The sequence below is a fragment of the Microbacterium sp. SLBN-154 genome, from assembly GCF_006715565.1.
Taxonomy (GTDB): Bacteria; Actinomycetota; Actinomycetes; order Actinomycetales; family Microbacteriaceae; genus Microbacterium.
Genome location: NZ_VFNL01000001.1, coordinates 161765 through 180479, shown reverse-complemented (window position 1 = coordinate 180479; position 18715 = coordinate 161765). Strand labels below are relative to the sequence as shown.

16 protein-coding genes are annotated in these 18715 nt (G+C 61.2%); 13 read left to right on the top strand and 3 right to left on the bottom strand.

Features of this window, described 5'->3' with window-relative positions; translation table 11 throughout:
- Positions 1 to 454 precede the first annotated feature (454 nt).
- Positions 455 to 1393 carry an aldo/keto reductase gene (locus FBY40_RS00930; protein WP_141935644.1) on the bottom strand — a complete coding sequence of 313 codons (939 nt, stop codon included), beginning with the start codon at positions 1391 to 1393 and terminating at the stop codon, positions 455 to 457.
- Between the two features lie 173 nt (positions 1394 to 1566).
- Between FBY40_RS00930 and FBY40_RS00925 the strand changes: the two genes are divergently transcribed.
- The 6 genes from FBY40_RS00925 (at position 1567) to FBY40_RS00900 (ending at position 8602) form a co-directional block, all read left to right on the top strand.
- Complete coding sequence (locus FBY40_RS00925; protein ID WP_141935642.1) at positions 1567 to 3474, top strand: hypothetical protein; 1908 nt, start codon at positions 1567 to 1569, stop codon at positions 3472 to 3474.
- A gap of 4 nt (positions 3475 to 3478) precedes the next feature.
- Positions 3479 to 4234, top strand: coding sequence for a GntR family transcriptional regulator (locus FBY40_RS00920; protein WP_141935641.1), 756 nt, complete (start codon positions 3479 to 3481; stop codon positions 4232 to 4234).
- Between the two features lie 73 nt (positions 4235 to 4307).
- The gene (locus FBY40_RS00915) at positions 4308 to 4991 is read left to right on the top strand and encodes a GntR family transcriptional regulator (RefSeq protein WP_141935638.1); all 684 of its coding nucleotides are present in this window, start codon (positions 4308 to 4310) and stop codon (positions 4989 to 4991) included.
- Positions 4992 to 5210: 219 nt separating this feature from the next.
- On the top strand, positions 5211 to 6995 hold the full coding sequence (locus tag FBY40_RS00910) for a hypothetical protein (protein WP_141935636.1): 1785 nt from the start codon (positions 5211 to 5213) through the stop codon (positions 6993 to 6995).
- Positions 6922 to 7773 (top strand): ribonuclease activity regulator RraA, encoded by an 852-nt coding sequence (locus FBY40_RS00905; RefSeq protein WP_327437024.1) that lies wholly within the window; start codon positions 6922 to 6924, stop codon positions 7771 to 7773. The genes FBY40_RS00910 and FBY40_RS00905 overlap by 74 nt, the downstream gene beginning before the upstream one ends.
- Before the next feature lies 1 nt (position 7774).
- The gene (locus FBY40_RS00900; protein ID WP_141935632.1) at positions 7775 to 8602 is read left to right on the top strand and encodes an amidohydrolase family protein; all 828 of its coding nucleotides are present in this window, start codon (positions 7775 to 7777) and stop codon (positions 8600 to 8602) included.
- 38 nt (positions 8603 to 8640) lie between these two features.
- Here FBY40_RS00900 and FBY40_RS00895 read toward each other — a convergent pair whose 3' ends face one another.
- On the bottom strand, positions 8641 to 9687 hold the full coding sequence (locus FBY40_RS00895) for a LacI family DNA-binding transcriptional regulator (RefSeq protein WP_160141317.1): 1047 nt from the start codon (positions 9685 to 9687) through the stop codon (positions 8641 to 8643).
- A gap of 103 nt (positions 9688 to 9790) precedes the next feature.
- Between FBY40_RS00895 and FBY40_RS00890 the strand changes: the two genes are divergently transcribed.
- The 7 genes from FBY40_RS00890 to FBY40_RS00860 all read left to right on the top strand — a co-directional run bounded on the left by FBY40_RS00890 (position 9791) and on the right by FBY40_RS00860 (position 17349).
- Positions 9791 to 10723, top strand: a complete 933-nt coding sequence (locus FBY40_RS00890) for an ROK family protein (RefSeq protein WP_141935628.1) — start codon at positions 9791 to 9793, stop codon at positions 10721 to 10723.
- Complete coding sequence (locus FBY40_RS00885) at positions 10720 to 11379, top strand: D-sedoheptulose-7-phosphate isomerase (RefSeq protein ID WP_141935626.1); 660 nt, start codon at positions 10720 to 10722, stop codon at positions 11377 to 11379. Before FBY40_RS00890 ends, FBY40_RS00885 begins: the two co-directional genes overlap by 4 nt.
- Entirely contained in the window at positions 11303 to 12439 is a 1137-nt protein-coding gene (locus FBY40_RS00880; RefSeq protein ID WP_141935624.1) for a Gfo/Idh/MocA family protein, read from the top strand. Before FBY40_RS00885 ends, FBY40_RS00880 begins: the two co-directional genes overlap by 77 nt.
- Before the next feature lie 68 nt (positions 12440 to 12507).
- Positions 12508 to 13782, top strand: a complete 1275-nt coding sequence (locus FBY40_RS00875; RefSeq protein WP_141935623.1) for an ABC transporter substrate-binding protein — start codon at positions 12508 to 12510, stop codon at positions 13780 to 13782.
- 75 nt (positions 13783 to 13857) lie between these two features.
- A complete protein-coding gene (locus FBY40_RS00870; RefSeq protein WP_141935621.1) occupies positions 13858 to 14745 on the top strand; it encodes a carbohydrate ABC transporter permease in 888 nt (295 codons plus the stop codon).
- The gene (locus tag FBY40_RS00865; protein ID WP_141935619.1) at positions 14742 to 15695 is read left to right on the top strand and encodes a carbohydrate ABC transporter permease; all 954 of its coding nucleotides are present in this window, start codon (positions 14742 to 14744) and stop codon (positions 15693 to 15695) included. The genes FBY40_RS00870 and FBY40_RS00865 overlap by 4 nt, the downstream gene beginning before the upstream one ends.
- A gap of 295 nt (positions 15696 to 15990) precedes the next feature.
- Positions 15991 to 17349, top strand: a complete 1359-nt coding sequence (locus FBY40_RS00860) for a sulfatase-like hydrolase/transferase (RefSeq protein WP_141935617.1) — start codon at positions 15991 to 15993, stop codon at positions 17347 to 17349.
- Positions 17350 to 17888: 539 nt separating this feature from the next.
- Here the strand turns inward: FBY40_RS00860 and FBY40_RS00855 are convergent.
- Positions 17889 to 18701, bottom strand: coding sequence for an SDR family NAD(P)-dependent oxidoreductase (locus tag FBY40_RS00855; RefSeq protein WP_141935615.1), 813 nt, complete (start codon positions 18699 to 18701; stop codon positions 17889 to 17891).
- Positions 18702 to 18715: the final 14 nt, after the last annotated feature.

The following is an 18715-nucleotide window of genomic DNA, read 5'->3' as shown; positions in this document are numbered from 1 at the left end:
GTGGTTCTCTAATCTGGATCGATGGGTGAGGCCTCGGAGGGCGCGCAGTTGATCCAGGCGTCGGCTCAGCACACCGCCATCTCCCAATCGATGGTGTCGCACGCAGCTGCCCTGAGATCGATCCGCTCAGGCGACACTCCTCATCAGCGACGCGCGGCAACGCCCAATCTGAGCTGTGGAGCGGACCCTGCCTGGAGCGGGCCGACGGGGACGTCGATTCCCTGTCGCACGCACCGTCCCCAAAGGAGCTGAGATCTACTCAACGAGAGCTTCGAATCCGCATTCCGGGCCTCAGCGATAATCCCCATCGCACGCTCACGAATCTGCTCGGACTCCCCCTGCGCTCGCATTGGCATCATCCGCTCGGCGAACCAGACGCTCCACGAGACCGGACGATTCACAAGTGGCCGCCGCGCCGTCTCACCGTGACGTTTGCTTGACAAGGTGGTCCAGGTCAAGCCCGGATCAACTTGAGAAGGGCCGGAGGAAGAGGGTCGGTCGAGGCGAGATCGGTGAGCTGAGCAAGCTGATGCACCGAGTCCGCTCCCGCGACGGTCGACGCAACTCCCCTCAAGGTCATTGAGTATCGAAGTGCGGCCTGAGGCAGGGTCAGCCCGAATGTGCCTGCAGCGGTTGCGATGTGTCTCGCCCTTGAGAGAATCTCGGGGGAGGCCTGACGGTATTCATACCGCGATGCTGGGTTGGGTCGCTGTTCGGCGAGGATCCCACTGTTGAACACGCCCGCGTTGATGATGGCAACTCCGCGTGATTCGCATAGAGGAACTAGCTCCTTGAGGGCCTCTCCGTTCAGCAGCGTGAGGCGTCCGGCAATCATGACGACATCAAGGTCCGTCTCCCGCACTATGCGCAGGAGTGCAGCGACGTCGGCCGTTCCGGCTCCGATTAGCTTGACACGTCCCGCCTCTCGCTCCTTCAGCAGCGCCGGGTACCCCGAGCGGATTGCCTGCTCCAGGCGAGTGGAGGGGTCGTGCAGGAGGGCGATATCCGCCCATTCCATTCCGAGCCGGTGTAGTGAGCCGTCTAGCGAGCGCCGGATGCCGTTCTCCGAGAAGTCGAAACTCCACCCTGCGCCGTCCGGGTGTAGCAGGCGGCCGACTTTCGTGCTGATGGTGAACTTGGGACGAGGGAAATTTTTGAGTGCTTTCCCTAACTTCGCTTCGCTCGCGCCGAGCCCGTAGAGCGGAGCTGTATCGAAGTAGCGGATGCCGCGGTCCCACGCCAGGGTGACGATGGCGCGAGCTGTCGCCGCATCCATATCCGAGTACAGATTGCCCAGTTGTGCCGTGCCAAGGCCTAAGCGACTCAGTGAGACGCCATGTGTCGCCTGGAGGTCCGGATAACCTCGGACTTCGTCACCGAGGCTGTCTGACATTGGCTGCAAATGAACCCTCGATTCGGTAACGGGGCAGCGATGCAGGCCGGGTTGCGGTCTCGTGTCTGTGTTGGTTCGCACCCTTGATCAACGGGCCCCGAATGATATTTAATCAAATTCTTGGGTAGCTGTCGAACGTCGTCTGTGTTGCGACGGTCAGGAAGAGAAGTCGAATGAGTGACAAGCCCTTCGTTGTCGATCCGAGCTCCGCAGAGGTCGACAGATCAGTACCGGAATGGGCGAAGCTCCAGATCGCCCTGATGAACGACCTCGATCGGGCCGCCCTGGAATTCGTCGAGCGATACTGCAGAGCCGACGGAACACTCAGATGGCGGGATTCGTGGCCGGGAATGGACGGTTCCGACGATCCGTACGAGGCTTTCATGCATCTCCCGCTTCTATACGCGCTGGGCGGATCGGACTCGCTGCTCACGCACGCTCATCGTGTCTGGGACGCGATCACCTGGCAATGGACCGAGTACGGCCAGATCGCCGACGAGTTCGATCGTTACTACGACTGGATGCATCACGGCGAGGGATACAACTACTTCTATCTGCTCCCGCTCGCCGATCCACACTCGCTCAAGCTTCGACAACGCGCGCATCGCTTCGCCTCCATGTACACGGCCGCCAGCCCGCTGGGCAACTTCAACCCGGAGACCGGACTACTCACGTCGCCGTTGACGGGTAGCAACGGCCCTCGCCACACAGTGACACGAGAGGACTTCGTCACCCACCGGGGCGTGCTGGACAACTACGCGGCCCCATTCGAGGACCTTCCAGGTGTCGACTACTTCTCCGGCAAGGTGGCATGGAGCGACGATGAGGTGTACGACGCGATCCTGGAACGATTCAACGCGCGCATGGCTCGCGGCGACGTCCCGATGAACTTGAATAGCACCACACTTCTCCTCCATGCCTACATGCTGACGGGGGAGGTGCAGTTCGCCGACTGGATCCGACATTACGTCGGGCGCTGGGAGGCGCTCGCTGCGCAGAATGACGGAATCATCCCCGACAACGTCGGCCTAAGCGGACGAATCGGGGAGTATAACGACGGAAAATGGTGGGGTGGCTACTACGGCTGGCGGTGGCCGCACGGATTCCACGTCATGTTCGGTGCGATCTCGACGGGGGCCGCAAATCTCGCTCTAGTCAACGGAAATCTTGCTGCCTTGGACTTTGCCCGCATGCAGTTGGACGGATACCACGAACGAGGTGTGGAGATCGATGGCCGGCGGCTTGTGCCGAACAAGCGCGCCGACTCGGGCTGGACGGACCTCCGTCTTGAGGACCCGCGGCTGGCCCTATCGCTATGGTCTGTCTCCCTTGACGAGGCTGATGCGAGGAGAGTAGAGCGAGTGCCTCGCATGGCAGACTGGGGATCGGTCTCGGTGCCCACGTCCGGGCGGACAAAGCATTACTTCGCAAACTCTCTAGCATGGTTCGAGTACATCCGTGGTCGTAATCCGGACTTTCCGATCAAGGCTCTGCAAGCGAATCGAGAGCTCATGTCGATGAAGCTGGAGCGTATGCGATCGCCGAAGGGCGCCCCTGACCGTTTGTCGAACCCTGAGAACTTCACCGATGGCCTCGATCTGCGACACGACGGCAACGCAATCCATGTGTGGCAAGAACTGACCCCGATACACGTCGAATCGCTCGTCAATCTGACCATGGGCGCGAACATCCATGGGTCGTACGGCGGACTCCAGCACGCCGCCGTCAGGCACTTCGATGCCCACCGAAAGCGCCCTGGCCTACCGGATGGTGTTGCGGCGTTAGTAAGTGAGGTCCGTAGCGACGGGGTCGTTCTTGAACTGGTCAATACGAAGGACCTTCCCGCTACCGTTGTAACCCAGGCGGGAGCCTTCGGAGAGCACCGATTCGACGGTGTGAGGCTTCCAGGCGGGCGGTCTCATGCGATTGCACCGACGAAATGGTTGGCAATAGACCTTCCTGCACGGTCGAGCGTGCGCGTGGAGGCGTCGATGGTTCGGTTCGCGGCCAGCCCGACGTACGAGTCGCCGTGGCACAGTGACGCCCGTGCTCCCGGCCTGATTCGGGGGCGGAGTGAGTAAAGAGATGAGCGCATCGGAAATCCAGTTTTCTCGAAGCGGACGACGGGCGGTCGACCTTGTCGATGAGACATACGAGCGACTCAAGGTGCGAATCCTGTATTCCGAGATCGCGCCCGGGCAGCACGTCACGATCGACAGTGTGGCAAGAGCGCACAACGTCTCCCACACGCCGGTCCGCGAGGCATTGGCACGGCTCGAGGCGGACGGCCTCCTTGTCAAGGAAGCCAACCGCGGCTACTCCGCCTCGCCCCTGCTCACGGCGGCGGAGTTCACCGACCTCTTCCAGTTCCGTCTCCTGATCGAACCGTGGTGCGCGGCCCAGGCGGCGCGCCAGGTCGAGGGTGCTGAGGTCGATCAGCTTACGCGTGAAGTGGAACTCCAGGAAGCCCTGTTGTCGAACGCTGAAACTCCCTTTCGCGAACTCACCGAGAGCGACAATCGACTTCACCAGCTTATTGCTCGAATGAGTCGCAACGAGGCGACCGCAAAGGCTTTCGAGCGGACCCATGCCCACATGCACCTCTACCGCCTGTACCTTGCGAACATCCAAGTCCCCGCGCACGGAACCGACTTCGTGCACGAACTATTCCACAACTACTACAGCGGCGGAGACAGCGCTGTCGCGGTGCGCGAACACAGAGGGATTGTCGACGCCATCCGGGCGGCGGATCCAGTCCGAGCAAAAAGGCTGATGAAGGACCATATCAAGCGTTCTCAGGCGAGCTTCGCGCCCGTCGTCCGTCGAGTCGATCCGGCTTGAGTTCAGCTCGACGACCTGCCCCTCTCCAACTCACCACTACGGGGAAGCTCTCGCCAGCAGCTACTGTGAAGCCGTGACTTCCGGGCGGCACGGTGAATCGGCGATCAGCAGGGATCTGCTATCCGACCAGGTCTACGACACTCTCTTCTCCTCGATCGTCGACGGATCGCGGGCGCCAGGCTCCCGCATCGTCGAATCGGAGGTCGCGCGTCAGCTCGGCGTCAGTCAGGCACCTGTTCGCGAGGCGGTCAAGCGACTCGCACACGTCGGCGTAGTGCAGTCGATTCCCCGACGTGGCAGCTACGTTACCCAAGTCAGCCCGGACGAGTTCGCGGTCGCACGAACGATGAGGGCATCCATCGAGGCCGAGGCCGCCAGGCTCGCAGCTCATGCCATATCGGAAACAGAGCTAGAGCTCCTCGATCACTTCGTCGACCGCATGAGTCCAGCCCTTGTCCGCGACGACTTTGCGGAGTTCCGCTTCCTCGATATCCGGTTCCATCGGACCGTGGTCGAGGCATCTCGGCGGACTGTGCTCACAAGGTTGTGGGAAACGCTTGAGCCGCTGCTGATCAGCCAGCGCGTGATTGGCGATCCCACATTTTCGCAGCATGCCCTCCCCGACCCCGATCTGCTCGCTCATCGGGTCCAGCAGATTGCGGAGCTGCACCGCAAGCTCGTTACCCTCCTGAGGTCGGGCCAAGCGGCCGCCGCTGCCGCCGAGTTCGGCAGGCACGCTCGCGGCGAGCAAGTCTGAGTCGACATTTCGTTCGCCAGATGTTACGGTGGTTCTATCGATTATCGATCAACGATTTGGTATTGAAGCATGAGGCGTTTAAAGGCGAGTTATCGGCTTCACCGCATTCCGACGTGGGCGCTGCTTGAGCGCGAACTGTTCGCGTTGCTCGATCAGGCTTGGCGCCAATTCTCTTTGAAGTACGCCGGGCAAGATGGCCGGCTTCGCTACTCAGGGCGGATGTACGGTCGAGATGGGGTCGATGACTTCTATGAGCCGTTCTTCAACTGGCCGACGCTGTACCGATTAGGCGGATCCGACGATCTCCTCGAAGCCGCCAAGCATCATTGGCGCGGGGTGACGGCGCAACTTACCGAGTTTGGCTTCCTTCACGAGGAGTACGAGGTCGGGTACGACTGGTTCCATCAGGCGGAGTCGGCGACTCTCTTCTACGGCATTTGTGCGGCTGATCCGACTGACTCCGAGTTCGAGGCTCGTGCGAGGCGTTTCGCGAACCTGTATCTTCCGGACTCGCCCACAGGAAACTACGATCCCAATCTGCGCATGATCGTGGCTCCGCACACGGGGTCAAGAGGTCCGCGTACGGGCCTTGGGGACGACTGGGACCAGTACTCGGCATCACAGACGGGGATGCGGGTATTTGGCCTCCCCCTGAGGGATGTCGCCGGAATCTCGGAATGGCGTGACTTAGAAGATCCAGCTGCCGCCCGCCGTATGGGCGCGGCAATGCAGGAACGGCTGGGTCGTGGAGACACGGCCATAAACCTCGCCGCCACTTCCCTTGGCACGAATGCGTGGCTTTACAACCACGAAGATCGCTACGCCGAGTGGGTGCTCGACTACGTCGATGCCTGGCGAGAGCGCACTGATGCAAATGGCGGGCTTGTCCCCGACAACGTCGGTCCCGGCGGTCGCGTCGGGGAGCTCCACGGGGGCGCATGGTACGGCGGCCTCTATGGATGGACGTGGCCTCACGGGCTGCAGTCGCTCGCGCCCGCAACCCTGGTTGCCGGATTGAACGCGACCATCATCTCTGGGTCTTCCGGACGACTCGACTTCGTCCGGAGCACTCTCGACTCCGTGATGAGGTTCGCGACCGACTCTGCGCCTCCGGCGGCCTCCGGCGAACCGCTCGGCGCCCGGTGGGCGAAGCGCGAGGGTTCGGGAGATGCTGAGCAAGATCATCTCCTCGTGCCCTACAGATGCGGTCCCGAGGGGTGGTTCGATTACCACCCGGTTCCGCTCTTGCCCTTCGTGTGGCTCTGGTGGATCACCGGCGACGAACAGGACTGGCAAAGACTCCAGTCGATCCGAGCCCGATCTAGCTTCAACTGGTCGAAGCTGAACAGTTTCCACGACAAAGAGGAACAGGGTCACGAGGCTCCATGGGTGGAGTACCTGGCTGGAAGAAACCCCAACTATCCGGAGCACGCGCTCGATTTTGCGATTCGCCAGGTCTTGCGTCGGGTCGCGCTCATGGAGGAGTCGCCAGACGAACCCGATGATGGCGACATCCACTTCTGGCAACGGCTCAACCCTGTCGTGACCGAAGTCCTAACCCAGCTGACGACCGGAGCCTTGCCGGCCGTCTACTACGGGGGCTTGACGCACGCGAGAGTGGTCTTCGGCTCCCCGAGTCGACCCGGTCTTCCCGACGGTGTCGCAGCGCTCGTCACGCCCGGGAAGGGAGACGTCGTTGCGGTGCATCTTGTGAACCTCGCAGAGACCGCACGCGAAGTGCTGCTGGTCGCTGGGTCATTCGGAGAAGACATCATTACTGACGTGGCCTATGAGGTTTCGACGGGGTATCCCGGCGACCCGCATACGCACACACTGCCCGTCCCTTCACGACTAACTCGCCGTTTCGCGGTGGGAACGAATTCATTCATCTCGGTGCTGTCCGCGCGCTCAGAGCTGCGGATGGAGCTGAATGTCAAGCGGCGCGTGGGGAACCCCTCCCACCTTCGCTTTCAGACCGTCGATTGGAGTCCTCATGTCGTCTGAGTTCCCGAGCCCGATTTCGAGTGTGTGGCCCCTCCCGGTGAGGGGTCCGGCATTCGAGCGGGCCGATCCCACACTGACCAGGCGGCTTGAGTCAGTGGGTGCGGCAACCGCGTGCGCGAAACTCAACGGGATGGGCATAACCCGAACCGCGATCGAGGGTCCGCGCCCATTGCGTGAGGGCATGAAGATGGTCGGCTCCGCGCTCACATTGCAGTTCATGCCGCAACGCGAGGATGTGTCCAGCGGCGTCGATCAGGAGTACGTCGAGCGGCACACGGCGCTCTGGGAGGTGCTCGAGACAGTTCAGGAAGGGGACGTGCTCGTCATCCAGGCTTATGGAAGCGCGTACACAGGCTGCCTGGGCGACATGCTCGTAAGGTACTTCAAGCATCGGGGCGGTGCCGGAATTGTGGTTGATGGACGCATCAGAGACGTGGAACGAGTTCGTGCTCTTGGGGTGCCGATCTGGTGTACTGGCGTGACACCACACTATGCCTCGCAGTTCGACTTGTTTCCATGGGCGTACGACGTCCCGGTCGCCGCAGGCGGCGTGCTTTGCCTGCCCGGGGACATCGTCGTGGCCGATGACGATGGTGCAGTGGTGGTCCCCAAATCGAAGGCCGAGGCCTTGGCTCGATCCGCTGAGGAGCACGAGAACTGGGAAGAGTTCAGCCGTCTTCGGCTGGACCAGGGGGCACGCCTGTCGGACTACTACCCGCTCAGCGAGCGCAGTCGAGCCGAGTTCGAGTCCTGGAGAGCGGCAGGGGCGACCGCTTAGCGTGCGCGTCGACTCGCACATCCATGTCTGGGGCCAGGAGCTCCTTGAGGTCCGCTGGCTCAATTCACAACGAAACCGCCTCATCCGGCGGGCCATCAGCGTGGAGGAGGCATCCCAGGTGGCAAGGAGACGCGGCGTTGAGTCATTTGTCGCCGTGACCGCGGACGAAAGCCTCAGCGGAACTCGTCGCCTCCTTGCGCGCTGCGCTCGAAACGACTTCACAGGGGCGGTGGTTGGCTGGGTGGACCTGAAGTCACCGATCGCCGGCAACGAGCTGGACACGCTACTTGCCTCCGACGGGGGTGAGTTGTTTCGCGGAGTCCGGTTGGTCGCACTCGATCCGGGGGTCCTTGAGGATCCCTCGGGCCACCGCGGGCTCGAGGCTCTCCAACGGCGTGGTCTGCTCCTCGATGTCCTCGTCAATGCCGACGGACTGGATCCGCTTGCTCGACTAATCAGCCGTTATCCGGCTCTCACGGTCATCCTGGATCACGTCGGTGCCGCTTCCGGCAGCCTGGGACAGGATCAATGGGTGAGCGGGATGCGACTGCTCGCTATGCAGAGCAACGTCAACGTGAAGGTTTCCGGCGTCGCCCTCGCGCGGGGCCTGCTAGACCGGCAGCTGAACTACCTCCGCGACCTCTTCGGGACGGACAGGTTGATGGCGGGATCAGACTGGCCGATGAGCACTGTGGAAGCCCGCGACCCGTGGCGTGAACTCGAGCGCCTTTCTTCGGACTGGGACTCCATTGACCAGAGCAACCTGTTCGGGGCCACGGCGCATCGTGTCTTCCGCATACAATCCGCCGAAGTCTTGCGGCGTTCATGAAAAGCAACAGGAGCGTCCGTTCGGCGGGTACGCCGCCCTTAGCGTGGGGCGACGACAGAGCCGCGTTCGATCAGCTCGGCGTCGGCGACGATCGTCTGGAACGGCGCGTCGGGCTCTGCGATGCGCCGGAGCAGCAACTCAACGGCCATTCTCCCGAGGAGCTGTGGATGCTGGTTGATCGTTGTGATCATGGGCGAAGTCAAAGTCATCCACGGCGCGTCGTCGAATGCGGCCAGACTGACATCGTCGGGTATCCGGAGATCGATCTGTCTCGCAGCGCGAAGCACGCTCTCAGCGGTTGAGCTGTTGGCAGCGATTATTGCTGTAGGCGGGCTATCGCCTTCCATGAGCTGACGCATTCTGCGCGCGACCCCCGTGTGATCTTCCGGACTGACTTCGATCACCCAGTCAGTGCGGTCCGGCAACTGGTTTTCTGCGAGGGACTGGCGGTACGCGCTTAGGCGGTCGCGGCCGGTACTCCACTCGAGTTCGTCGACAACTAGGGCGATGCGGCGGTGGCCGTACCTGACAAGGTGCTTCATCACCGTCAGCCCCGCGGAGATGTTGTCGACGACGACGCCGTCCGATCGGCCACGCGAGAACCGCCGATCCACTTCAACTACGGGCACGCGGCTGTCAGTCAACCGCAATCCAAGCTGTGGCGAGTTTGGCGTTATCACAGCTCCACCAATCCGCATCGACACCAGCTTCGTCACTAACGATTCCGGGCTTTCGTTCCTACCAAGCTCGAGCACGATGGGGATGACCGGCTTGGCCCGAGTCGCTGACATCACGCCCGACGTCAGATCCGCGTAGAAGGAATCCCTGAGGTCGGTGACCACCACGCCAATGACACTCTGCGGAACCCCTTTCAGCGCTCGCGCTGGTTCGTTCGCAATGTAGTTGAGCTCCTTTGCGGCATCCATTATCCGCTGTCGCAACGCCGAGCTGACATATCCCCTACCGCTAAGCGCGCGCGACGCGGATGAGGTGGACGTGCCCGCCAGTTGAGCCACATCGGCGATCGTTGCCCAGGCGTTAGCCGGTTCGGATCTCGTGGTCGCGTCTGTGTCTGGTTCGTACATCGTCGCTCCGTTGGTCGACTCGGTCCTGTGTAGGCTATCGAACCGCCCGCGAGAACGGGTCGGATGTGGTAGCGTACCCACATTCGTTGCAGAATGGAGCCACATGTCCGGTGAGCCGTGGGCGCTCGGCGTCGATCTCGGGGGGACGAAGACGGTCGTGGGCGCAGTCTCGGCCCGCGGGCAGATTCTGTCGAGGGAGCGCTTCTGGACGGAACCGACAAGAGGGTCGGAACTAGTTGTCCACAGCATCGTCCGGGCGGCGACAGCTTTGATGAGTCAATTGGGTGAGCCTCAAGCAATCGGGATCGCATCAGGTGGTCCCCTGGACCCCAGCTCGGCGACCTTGATCGCGCCGATTCACCTGCCCGGTTGGCGTGACGTGCCCATTGGCGCGCAGCTCGAAGCTGAGCTGAAGGCACCTGCCCGCCTCGTCAACGACGGCACAGCGGCCGCACTGGGGGAGCATCATGCGCGCGGAGGCGACGCCTCAGACACGCTGTTGTATCTGACTGTATCCACAGGCATCGGGAGTGGCCTTGTGATCAACGGTCGGCCATACCTCGGGAACTCCGGCAATGGGACTGAGTTCGGTCACACCACCGTTGTGTTCGGCGGACGCGAATGTCTCTGCGGGCGAGCCGGATGCCTTGAGGCCTACTCTTCAGGAACCGCGATTGGCGCGATCGCGACCGAGGCGCTCGGTGAAGGACCGGCCAGCCATGCGGTGCTTTCGGCGAAAGACGTACATGAGATGGCGGTCGCGGGCGACCAGCGCGCAAGGCGGGTCTGGGATGACGCGATCGAGAAGCTCACCAACGCGTGTGTTGATGCAGCCAACTGCTACGAGCCCAGATGGATCGTCATCGGCGGCGGAGTGGCGATGGCGATGGCTGATCTCCACCCAAGGGTGGCTGAGCAGGTCGCATCCCAGGCGTTCATGGGCAAGGGCGCGACGCCTGCCATCGAGGAACCTCGTCTGGGCGCGGCCAGCCCCCTCGTAGGCGCCGCCCTCCTAGCGATTGAGGTTAGTGGATGAACCGATACCTGTCTGATGGAGTCGACCGGTACTTGGCGGCGGCATCAATGTTGCGCAATTTGGAGGGCGCGGTCGCCGAAGCGACCGAGACCATCAAGGCGGCGTTCATCGCGGGCGGCCACCTCTACTGCATGGGAAACGGTGGAAGCGCTGCGGATGCGCAACACTTCGTCGGTGAGTTGATTGGCCACTATCGACACGACCGGGCACCGTTGCCGGCAGTCGCACTCGGAGCGGACGCAACAACGATGACGTGCATTGCGAACGATTATGACTTTTCAGTCGTCTACGCGCGACAAATCACGGCGCTTGCCAGACGCGGCGACGTAGTAGCGGCGTTTACGACCTCCGGACGTTCCGCGAACATTGTCCAAGGCCTTGAGGCGGCTCGCCGCGCCTCCGCGCGCACGATCCTCTTCACAGGAAGCCGCCCCGGACCTGCCGATGAGCATGCGGACATAGTCCTTCGTGCGCCGGCTGCGCTGACGCCACGTATCCAGGAGGTGCACACCTTCCTGCTCCACACGATCAGCGAGGAGCTTGACGATTGGGCTTTTGCGCACGCGACTGCAACCTCGCATGATCATGCGCACGCAGACTCGCCTACGCGAAAGGTGGCGACGCTTAATGGCAAAAGTAAAGATGGCACCGCTTGACGCGAAAAGTAGACATCAGGACAAGGTATTGGAGCATGGTGTAGTGAATAGGCCAATTAGGGTAGTTCTCGTCGGATGCGGCGGGATTGCGAAAAACTATCGTGGGGTGTACCTGAGTGACCCCTTGTCGAAACTCGTTGCCGCTTGCGACGTCGCGAGGTCTGAAGCGCTGGCTGCAGTGGGCGACTCGGACGCTCTCGCCACTGACTCCATTGAGGACGCGCTTGGGGTCGAAGCGGATGCAGCGATCATCAGTACGCCCAATGACCTCCACATGACTCACGCGCTTGCGGCGTTGGAAGCGGGACTCGATGTATTTGTGCAAAAGCCGTTGGCGCGTAACCGTCATGAAGGTGAAGCGATCATTTCGCGAGCGCCGGAACTCGGTCGTCGGGTTGGCGTCTACATGAACAGCTTGGACAACCCGGTGTTCCACGACATGAAGAATGCTGTGGCGTCGGGCTGGTTCGGTGAAATAGTCAGGGTGCGTCTCGCGCTGGCCCATACCGGAGGCCTTGACTGGGCGGCGGACTCGTGGCGCGCATCACAGGCGCGAGCAGGGGGAGGCTCGTGGGCACTTCTGGGCCCGCATCTGATCCACCTTGTCCAGTGGATCGCTGGACGACGCATTGTTGCTCTTGGGGGCGAAAGAGCTCGGGTGGCACTGCCGCATATCGAGGGCGATGATGTCGCGTCTCTTGTGGGAACGCTCGAAGGGGGTTCTCTCTTCGAGATGGTGACGGGCTGGTCTCACGCCGAAAGTGTCGTCGCAATCTTCGGAACGCGCGGGTGGATGAAGTACGAGGACAACGCTCAGCTGACAGTCAAGGGCACCGAGCCTCTCCGCGGTAGATCCTTTACCTATGGCGGCTCAGACGAGGTCGCCGTGTTCTCCGGGAAACGCATCGCGCAGCCGGACATGGGCGATACTTCCAACCCACTCGAGCAGCACCATGATGCCCTTGTGGCGCTTTCTACGGGCAAGCGCTTCGCGTACGAAGGCACGGATGCTGTCGAGGACTTGGGCTGGCTGGATCTCGTCAACTCATTCCCCGCCTAAACAGGAAACATCTTGTCGTTCCATCGCTAATCGATTATATTTAATCTAACAACCCGGAAGGAAGCTCAATGAAGCGCTTGTTGATCCTCGGAACTGCCACGGCGGCGTTCGCGATTGTCCTCGCTGGCTGCGCTGGCGCAGCCAGCGATCCCGCTCAGAAGCCAGAACTGGTCATCTGGACTGACGCTACAAGAGAAGCGCCCGCACGAGCATATGCAGAGGCTGTAGCTGACGATGTCGACGTCACAGTCGAACTCAAGGACAACTTTGTCTCGGACATCGCGCTCGCGAATCGTGCCGACGAAGGTTGGCCAGATCTGCTCTTCACCCCCAACCCCAACGACATCGCGCAGTTCCGAGACCCTGCCAATGGCTTTGCCCAGCCGCTTGGCGACTTGATCACCAATGACGTGCTCGAGGGATACGGGTCTGCGAACGTATCCTGCGAGTTCGATGGTCAGACTTGGTGCCTCAAGAACGACCTCGCGCAAAGCGTCCTTTGGTATGACACTGTGATCTTCGAAGAATTGGGACTAGAGCCCCCTTCTACGTTTGATGAGTTCGCTACAGTCGCCGACGAGCTCAATGCTGCGGGGTATCTGTCAGGTGCGATTGGATCGACCGTGCTTCAGTACGGGTTTCTGAACTCCAGCGGGTGCACATTTTCCGATGTCGATCCGGCGGACAACTCGATCGAGATCGACGCGTCTGCACGCGAATGTGTTCGGGTATCGGAAACTCTTCAGCCACTAATCGATTCCGGAGCGTTCGACACGCGATCCCCGTTCGACGCCGAGTTCATCGCTGAGGTTGGCCAGCAAGGAAAGGTGGCGATGCAGATCGGCGGCTCTTGGTGGGGTGATGTCCTCTTTGCGCCTGCCGAGAACTGGGCAGTACCACCTGGTCGCTTCGCGGCTGCAGAAATGCCAATCTGGGACGGTAACGATGTAGCATACTCGGGGCAGTTCGGCGGAGGAATCTGGGTTCTCTCCTCCCACTCTGAGTACAAGGATGAGGCTGCGGCGGCGCTCGAGTATTTCATCAGCGATCCCTCGGTGATCGAGGAATCCCCGACCATTCCTGCATACGAGCCAGCGCTAGCGATATGGCAGGAGAAGGCCGCGGCTAGCGACTTCCTGGCGGAGAACCCGACCGACGTCTTCGCGGTCCAGGCTCAGCGACTGCAACCTGCGGCGCAGGCGGTGCTATTCGATATCCAAGGCGCCGCGCTCTCGGAGATGACCGCGTCAGTGCAAGCGGGAGAGTCCCTTCAGGCGGGCATCGAAAAATTCGCCATCAGTGCTACGCAGCTTGCTGAGGAAGCGGGCTATTCGGTCGAGTGAGTCCGGAAACCAATCGATCAGCGGGGTGGTGCGGAATCTCCGCGCCACCCCGCGCGACGCGATAAGGAAGCGCGCATGGCGTCACCTGCTCTTCGATCGTCTCGACCGGTAGGCATCCTCCTGGTGATGCCGTACTTGGTACTGCTTGTATGCTTTGGCATCATCCCCATCGGGGTCGCCATCATCAACTCGCTTGAGCCGACCCGCCGGAACCCCGCTGGCGGCCTTGCAAACTATGGGGACCTGTTCTCAGATTTTCGTTTTTTGCCGGCGTTGCTCAATGTCGGAACATTTCTGGCCATTTATTTGCCGGTCATGCTCGTGATGGTGACCATCTCGGCGCTTCTCCTCGATGCATATCAGAGCAAATGGAATACCTCCCTACGGCTCGCCTTCATCGTCCCCGGAGCGCTTTCGGGTGCTGTCGCCGTCCTGGTTTGGTACTTCATGCTCGATCCTAATCTAAGCCCTTTCGGAGAAGCGTTAAGGGCGGTCGGCATTACGTCCACTTCACAGATTTGGCAACAAGGGAACCTTGCTTGGATCTTCGCCCTCATGGCCTTTGCGACCGGCGCGGGGAACTGGATCGTGATTCAGTATGGATCGCTACAATCCATTCCGGACGAACTTGTCGAAGCGGCGCGACTGGATGGGTGTAATTTGTTTCAAATCGCCTATCGGATCAAGTTGCCTTTGATCAAGAAGTATTTGGTGTACATGTCCATACTTTGCTTTACTGCCGCAATCCAGATTTTTGTGGAACCACAGATTGTCGGATCGATTTACCCTGGCCTTGCTGACGCGTGGTCCCTCAACCAACTCAGCTTTGACTTCGCCTTCGAGAACTCGAACTTCGCCTCCTCCGCGGCGCTCAGCCTGGTGCTCTTCGGGATCTGTCTCTTGGCCGCATTGATCCTCATATTCAGGACGGACTTTTTTGACAGCGCGAGAGAGGAAGCATGATGTCGGCGAGCACCACACTCATCGCGGCGACGAACCGGCCTGGGCCGGCACTGCGCGGTCAAGGTCGCCGTCTTCGTGGGCGACGATTCGACTGGGCGCGATTTGGAGTCAGGTCGCTACTCTTCGCGTTCGCCACGATCGCGATCATTCCCATGTTGTGGCTCCTCATCACGCCTTCGAAGACGGAAGAACAATTGGTGAGTCTCCCGCCTCTGGCGTTTGGAAACGTGACCAACTATTCCGTTGCCTGGAGTAATCTTGTGTCCTTCCAAGACGGCGCAATCTTGCGCTGGGCATGGAACTCTTTGTGGTATACAGGCGCCATTGTCCTCATAGGCACGGCGAGCGCGGTACTGGCAGGGTACGCCCTCGCCAGCACGCGGATTCCCCTTCGCCGAACGATCGTGACCACCACCTTGATCGCGATGCTTGTGCCAGGCGTCGCGCTCATTCTTCCGTTGTTCTTGCAGACGGTTGAGATGGGGATTTACAACTCCCCGTGGGCGTTCATTCTCATTGCATCACTGAACCCGTTTGGGGTTTTCCTTTCCTACATCTATTTTTCAACGGCTGTCCCGGTAGAGCTGTACGAGGCGGCGAGAATCGACGGAGCATCCGAAATCGCGGTTGCTTTCCGGATTGCTATGCCACTTGCTCGGGGGCACGCAGGTATCGTCGCATTCTTTGTCTTCATCGATGCCTGGGCTACGTTCTTCTTGCCATATGTGCTTTTGGGTAGCTCGTCCAACTTCACCCTGCCGGTCGGCTTGGGCGTGTTGTTCTCGACGACCCCAGCTCTCAACCCCGGTTCGGGTCCAAGCGGGCTGCCGATTGGGCGTCCTGAGGTTGCGTTGGCTGGGGCGTTGGTCGCCTTGCCGATCCTCGTGGTGTTCCTCGTCTCGTCAAGGTTGCTCACTCGAGGAGCGTTCGCTGGCTCCGTGAAAAGCTAACCCTAGAGCCCGCGCGATGCACAGTATCGAGAGGGCGGCCCGCGGCCAGGCTCGAGCTCGAGAAGCGCTACCGAAGTTCGCGCTGAATGCCGCTCCGCCGAAGACAAGCGAGAGGCTCGGAGTGCGACGAGTTCGACAAGGCGGCGCCCGATGTTCTTTTCTTCAGCGAAGACTGTTCGGGAATTCACGACGGGGTAGAGCGTGGTCGACGGTTGTGGTGAAGTTGTTGCCTTCCGAGCAGGATTCCCCTGGGTTCACCTTGATGCTTCTGTCAATCTCCCGGAGGTAGCGACAAATGATCGAGCCAACTAGTCCCAATGTAGTCCTCATCTTTATGGACGATATGGCCCACTGGGCGCTGCTGTCCGACATCGTGCACACGCCGAATCTTGACCGCTTGCGTCGCCGAGGCGTCACCTTCACCCACGCGTTCAACCAGGGGTCGATGGAGGAGGCGGTCTGCATGCCAGCTCGGCAGATGCTCATCTCCGGCTTGACGTTGTTTCGGGCTATAGATGGCTTCATGAACGTCCCTAGGATCGGGCGCGTTCTCTCGGACGCCGGCTACGACACATACTTCACGGGGAAGTGGCACAACGAGGAGACGGCGCTCTACACCGACTACAAAGAAGTCGGCCCATGGGCGGGTGGAATGCTCCATTCCACGGAAATCGGAGGTGCAGCATACCTCCGACCTGATCCTGAGAACTCATGGGATCCGGCGGACACCGCCCTCGGAGGCCACTGGATGACTCTCGACGATGGTACGATCCAGCATTCATCCGAGCGTTGGACTGACGCCGCCGTATCCTTCATAACCCGTGGTCACGACGGTGCACCCTATTTTCTTCATCTGGCATACCACGCGCCGCACGATCCGCGGCAGGCGCCCCGCGAGTTTCTGGACCGGTATTGCCCTGCGGATCTTCCGCTTCCGCCGAACTTCTTGCCCGCCCATCCCTTTGACAATGGTGAACTCATGGTGCGAGACGAGCAGCTTGCCCCTTTGCCACGGACGCCGGACTCGGTTCGCTTCCACCGCCGCGAGTACTTCGCCATTCTCACTCACGTCGACGAGCAGATCGGTCGCCTTCTCGATGCAGTGGACGCAGTGGACGGGCAAGCGGGTACCGTCCTGGTCTTCTCTGGTGATCATGGGCTCGCGCTAGGAGAGCATGGGCTGTTTGGCAAACAGAATCCTTATGAACACAGCATTCGCGTTCCGCTCGTGATCGCCGCGCCCGAGGTCAAGGGGGGACTGGAGTGTGACGAACTAGTCTACTCGGGCAGCATCTATCCGACTGTTTGTGAACTTGTTGGTGTTTCCCGGCCTGACCATATCGAGTTCCGGTCGCTTGCGCCGCTAATGCTCGGCGAAGCTGACGGGGAAGAGACGATATTCAACGCCTATCGACAACTGCAGCGAGTTGTGCGGTCCGGACATTTCAAACTCATCGAATACCAGGACAAGAGCCATAACCAACTCTTCGACCTCGAAGCGGACGCGTGGGAGATGACGAATCTGTACTCGCACCCTGGCTATACTTCCGTTCGCGATGCGCTCGCAGCCAGACTTCGCGAGCGTCAGATCGAACTCGGCGATTCACTGCTCGAGACGCGATCGCGCGTCGACTACCCGGTTGGCAACTCCTGACGTTTCGACGAGGACGCGCGCTCTCGTTCGTGCGCTGAGTTGAGGGTCTGTCGAGGATCGAAACTCTTGACACCACGCTTTAGTCGGTGGAGGCAAGGAAGCCACCGCCGGCGCGGGCGGATTGCCGGCCGTTCTGCTTTCGAGGGTGCCCGCCCCGACCAAAGAAGTGGAGGGCTGTGCCGGCGAGATGTGACGTTGTAACAATCATGCGGTTCGTTCGGGTGTCCTACTGGCTTCGACGACATCTTCCGGGGGATCCGCCGTCAGCGTCGCTAGAGTCGTGTACCCGCCGACATAAGTTCCCGCGGACCCGATCGGCCCTTCGCGGGACTTCCGCGCCAACCGATGGAGGTGGTCGATCGAGCGCGACTGATCACCAGCTAGCGGTGATGAGGGCGCCGCTGAGAAGCGTCGAGGTTCGGAGGCGATGTTGGCGACCTGACAATTCACGGTCCGACGACTTACAGCGCGTTATGAATCGAAGGAAAGACTCGCGTAAAGCCTTCGGCCGGTGCGCTCGGAAAACTCCAGCTGCGCCGTCAGATGTACATGCCCGCGACAGAGGCGCCGCCATCGACGACCAGAACCTGGCCGGTGATGTGACGTGCTCGGTGGCTGCACAGAAACTCGATCGCGTCTGCGATGTCCGCTGGGTCCGCCAACCGACCGAGCGGAACCTTGGTCGCCCGCTCCGCGAGCTGTTCGTCGGTGTTGAACGTGCGCAGACCTTCGGTCAGGGTAGGCCCGGGCGCGACTGCGTTCACTCGAACGCCGGTTCGGGCAAGGTCAATCGCCATGCTGCGAGTTGCGGCGACAAGCGCGCCCTTGGCCGAAGAATAGAGACCGCGACCGCTCGGCACCGCCAATGCCACAGTTGATGCGACGTTCACGATGCTTCCGGCATTCTCGGCGAGCCGGGAGGCTAGACGCTGGCCGAGGTCCCAGGCGGCGCGAACATCAATCTCGAGAGCCGCGTCGAAGTCTTCCAGGGCCGTGTCGAGAGCGCCGCCGCGCGCCGCTCCTCCGGCGTTGTTGACGACTGCCCGCAAATCCACCGTGTCTTGAAGGGCCTCCGCAAGGCTTTGGCGCTCCGCCGCAACGGACAGGTCAGCAGTCAGGCCCCGCGCGGAGATCCCGTCCGCCCTGAGGCTCGCGACCGTCGACTCCAGATGTCCTGCGCTTCGGGCGACGCAGATCACTCGCCAGCCGGCCTCGCCTAGCCGCCTCGCAGTTGCGAGCCCGATGCCGCGCGTGCCGCCGGTAACGAGAGCAGATCCCTTCGCGCCTGCAGACGCGCCACCTGCAGGCTCGTAAGCACCGCCATCAATCTTTTCGTCGAATGGTCCAGGCATCTAAATTGAATTTC